Raw genomic sequence first — 3,374 nt, forward strand, 5'->3', positions numbered from 1 at the left:
ACGCGCAGCACCTTGCCTTCGAGCTGGACGCGGACCTCGACGATGTTGGAATTGCCGACGGTGTCGATCCAGAACGGCCGGTTGATCTGGCGGGTGATCTCGGCCGAGAGGATCTCGTCGAGGATCGAGAAGAACGGTTTCGGTCCGGGCGGCGGCAGCGGATCGGGCGGCAAAAGGTCGACCTTGAGCTGCATGCGATCCTGGGCGATGCGGATGATGTTGGCGTAGTCGGCATCGTGCGGATAGGTTTCCATCATGTCGATGATGGCGGCGATGTCGCGCACGGTCGCCTGCGACAGGCGCTGCGTCACGGTCTGCCAGTGGCGCTCCATGAAGACGAAGGCGACGACCGACTGCAGCAGGATCATCGGCGCGATGACGATGATCAGGGAGCGGGCGTAGAGCCGCTTCGGCATGTATAGCGCGACCAGGCGCCAGAAACGGTTCCAGGCGCGCGACATGGCTTTCAGCACTCGCATCGCGCGATCGCTCAAGCCGTCATTTCCCGGCCTTTCCAGTTGCGTGGTCGCCATCCGCCCTTCCGCTCGTCAACGGCCGTTCAGCAAAGGGCCTTACAGATAATCTATTCCACGCTGAGCCGATACCCAATACCGCGCACCGTCTGCAGCCAGACCGGGTTGGACGGGTCGCGCTCGATCTTGCGGCGCAGCCGGTTGATCTGGACATCGATGGTGCGCTCGCCGACGTCCGACTCGTCGCCGACCAGCTCATGGCGCGGTATGGTCTCGCCGGCGCGCGCGGCAAAAATCGCCAGGATCTCCTGCTCGCGATCAGTCAGCTTCAGCGCCTCGCCGCCACGCTTCAGCTCGCGCCTGGCGATCTGGAAGGTGTAGGGGCCGAACACCAGCTGCTCGACCTTGGGCGTCGCCACCGGGCCGCCGCGGCGCAGGATGTTGTTGATGCGCAGGATCAGCTCGCGCGGGTCGAACGGCTTCGGCAGATAGTCGTCCGCGCCGGCCTCCAATCCGGTGATGCGGCTGTCGGTTTCGGACAGCGCGGTCAGCATCAGGATCGGCACGTTCTTTTCGGCCCTGAGCGCCTTGGTGAGGTCGACGCCGGTTTCGCCCGGCATCATCACGTCGAGCACGAGCAGGTCGAAATCGAGGCCGGCGAGCTTGCGCCGGGCCTCGCCGGAATTGCCGGCGACGGTGACGCGGAAGCCGTTTTCGGACAGGTACTGCTTGAGCAGGTTGCGGATGCGGGTGTCGTCATCGACCACAAGCAGATGCGGCGCGTCATCGTCCGGCACTGTCGGATGATCAACCCTCTCAATGGTCTCCATGGCTCTTCCCCGATATTTTCGCAGGCACAATGTCGATCTGCGCTCTTAGTTCCGGATTGACCATCGCTTCCAGGAAACGTTCGATCGAGGCGCGGTCGGCGGCACCGGAATCCTCCAATGCAGCATGGATGCGGCGTGACTGTGGCCGCGCCAGCGCCAGGGCCAGGGCGCGGCCCTTGGCGGTCGGGTAAAGTTCGCGCTGGCGGCGGTCGCGCGGTCCTTGCAACTGGACGATATGGTCGGTGTCGATGAGCTGCTTGAGCACGCGCGCCAGGCTCTGCTTGGTGATCTTGAGCACGTCGAGCAATTCGGCGACGGTCAGGCCAGGCCTGCGGTTGACGAAATGCAGGACACGGTGATGGGCGCGGCCGAAGCCGTAGTCGGCCAGAATCTGGTCCGGATCGGAAGTGAAGTCGCGATAGGCAAAGAAAAGCAGCTCGATGATGGCGAAGTCGATGCCGTCCTCGTCGGTGATCGCCGTCCTGATCGGTTTGCCGGCGGCGTTGCTCTGATCCGTCATCTTGTCTCCATGCGAAGGGGAATTATGTCAGTACTATTGACGTAATTTCCCAGCAATGGTAATTTTTGACAAGCTTTTCGGCGGATTGCGAACGAAAAGGCAAGGGGGAGCCGTTTTTCCGGAACTTCCTGAGTTTGCCATACATTTGATATCCGCCTACGCTTTCGGACCCCGGCCGCGTGCCGCGGCCGACACGAAACACACGATACAACGATGTGCGGGCCTTCGCCCGCGGGAGGTTTCCATGGCATCCGTTCCTTTCGACCAACTGGACGGCTTCATCTGGATGAACGGCGAGTTCGTCGCGTGGGCCGACGCCAAGATTCATGTGCTGACCCACGGGCTGCACTATGCCAGCGCCGTCTTCGAGGGCGAGCGCGCCTATGGCGGCGAGATATTCAAGCTCACCGAGCACACCGAGCGCCTGCATGAATCGGCGCGCCTGCTCGGCTTCAAGATACCCTACACGGTCGCCGAACTCGACGACGCCTGCCGCACGCTGTTGAAGAAGCAGGGCTTCCAGGACGCCTATGTGCGCCCGATCGCCTGGCGCGGCAGCGAGCAGATGGGCGTTTCGGCGCAGAACAACCGCATCAACTGCGCCATCGCCATCTGGCAGTGGCCGAGCTATTTCGACCCGGCGCAGAAACTGAAGGGCATTCGCCTCGACCTCGCCGAATGGCGCCGGCCCGATCCGCGCACCGCGCCGTCGAAGTCGAAGGCCGCCGGCCTCTACATGATCTGCACGCTGTCCAAGCATGCCGCCGAGGCCAAGGGCTATGCCGACGCCATGATGCTGGACTGGCGCGGCCAGGTCGCCGAGGCGACCGGCGCCAACATCTTCTTCGTCAAGGACGGCAAGATCCATACGCCGAAGCCCGACTGCTTCCTCGACGGCATCACCCGTCGCACAGTCATCGGCCTCGCCAAGGAACGCGGCCTGGAGGTGATCGAGCGCGCAATCATGCCGGAAGAACTCGAGGGCTTCGAGCAGTGCTTCCTCACCGGCACGGCAGCCGAAGTCACGCCGGTTTCGGAGGTCGGTCCATACCGATTCGAGGTTGGCGAGATCGCCAAGTCGCTGATGAATGACTATTCTGCTGCAGTGCAACCAAAGCATGCGATCGCCGCAGAATAGCGATAAGTCACAACTTTTTTGTCTTACGGGGGCGGTTTTCAGGCCGCCCCTTTTATTTAAGCCCCAGTGCATTTGACTTTCGGCCAATTCAGCGTCTCATGATGAGGTCGGCCCGAGGAGGCTGGCAGTCATGGAGGGACTGTTAACATGGATACGAACACGCTCGTTGCGATCGTTGTTCAGGTGATTACGGGTATCATTGGTGGTCAGGCGGTGGGCGCGGCGCTGAAGCAAGCGGCGTTGGGTCAGCTTCCCAAAATCCTGGGCGGTGCCATCGGTGGCGTCGGCGGCGCGGCGATCCTCGGCAGCCTGCTCGGCGGTGGCACGATCGATCCGGCGGCGGCTGCCGCGGCGGCAGGCGGATTGGGCAGCGCGTTGAACATTCCAAACATCGTTGGCGGCGCGGGCGGCGG

General features: G+C 62.8%; 4 protein-coding genes and 1 pseudogene. 2 read left to right on the plus strand and 3 right to left on the minus strand.

Annotated elements, in window-relative coordinates; all coding sequences use genetic code 11:
* The 3 genes and pseudogenes from EN780_RS30315 to EN780_RS30325 all read right to left on the minus strand — a co-directional run.
* A pseudogene (locus EN780_RS30315) lies at positions 1-533 on the minus strand (two-component sensor histidine kinase); the annotation flags it as partial.
* A gap of 50 nt (positions 534-583) precedes the next feature.
* Positions 584-1,303: a response regulator transcription factor gene (locus EN780_RS30320; protein ID WP_127393548.1), complete on the minus strand. Its 720-nt coding sequence runs from the start codon at positions 1,301-1,303 to the stop codon at positions 584-586.
* Complete coding sequence (locus EN780_RS30325) at positions 1,290-1,823, minus strand: MarR family transcriptional regulator (RefSeq protein WP_127285888.1); 534 nt, start codon at positions 1,821-1,823, stop codon at positions 1,290-1,292. Before EN780_RS30325 ends, EN780_RS30320 begins: the two co-directional genes overlap by 14 nt.
* A gap of 244 nt (positions 1,824-2,067) precedes the next feature.
* On the opposite strand from EN780_RS30325, the gene EN780_RS30330 reads away from it, so the two are divergent.
* Together EN780_RS30330 and EN780_RS30335 are read left to right on the plus strand one after the other, a co-directional pair.
* Entirely contained in the window at positions 2,068-2,961 is an 894-nt protein-coding gene (locus tag EN780_RS30330) for a branched-chain amino acid aminotransferase (protein ID WP_128276128.1), read from the plus strand.
* A 147-nt stretch (positions 2,962-3,108) separates the two neighbouring features.
* Positions 3,109-3,374: hypothetical protein (locus tag EN780_RS30335; protein WP_128276129.1), on the plus strand; the 266-nt coding region annotated here is incomplete at its 3' end.

Source organism: Mesorhizobium sp. M4B.F.Ca.ET.089.01.1.1, assembly GCF_004022605.1.
GTDB classification, from domain to species: domain Bacteria; phylum Pseudomonadota; class Alphaproteobacteria; order Rhizobiales; family Rhizobiaceae; genus Mesorhizobium; species Mesorhizobium abyssinicae.

Excerpts from the sequence above, each read along its gene's own strand:
- EN780_RS30320 (WP_127393548.1), bottom strand. The coding sequence starts at position 1,303 with ATGGAGACCATTGAGAGGGTTGATCATCCGACAGTGCCGGACGATGAC.
- EN780_RS30325 (WP_127285888.1), bottom strand. The coding sequence starts at position 1,823 with ATGACGGATCAGAGCAACGCCGCCGGCAAACCGATCAGGACGGCGATC.
- EN780_RS30330 (WP_128276128.1), top strand. The coding sequence starts at position 2,068 with ATGGCATCCGTTCCTTTCGACCAACTGGACGGCTTCATCTGGATGAAC.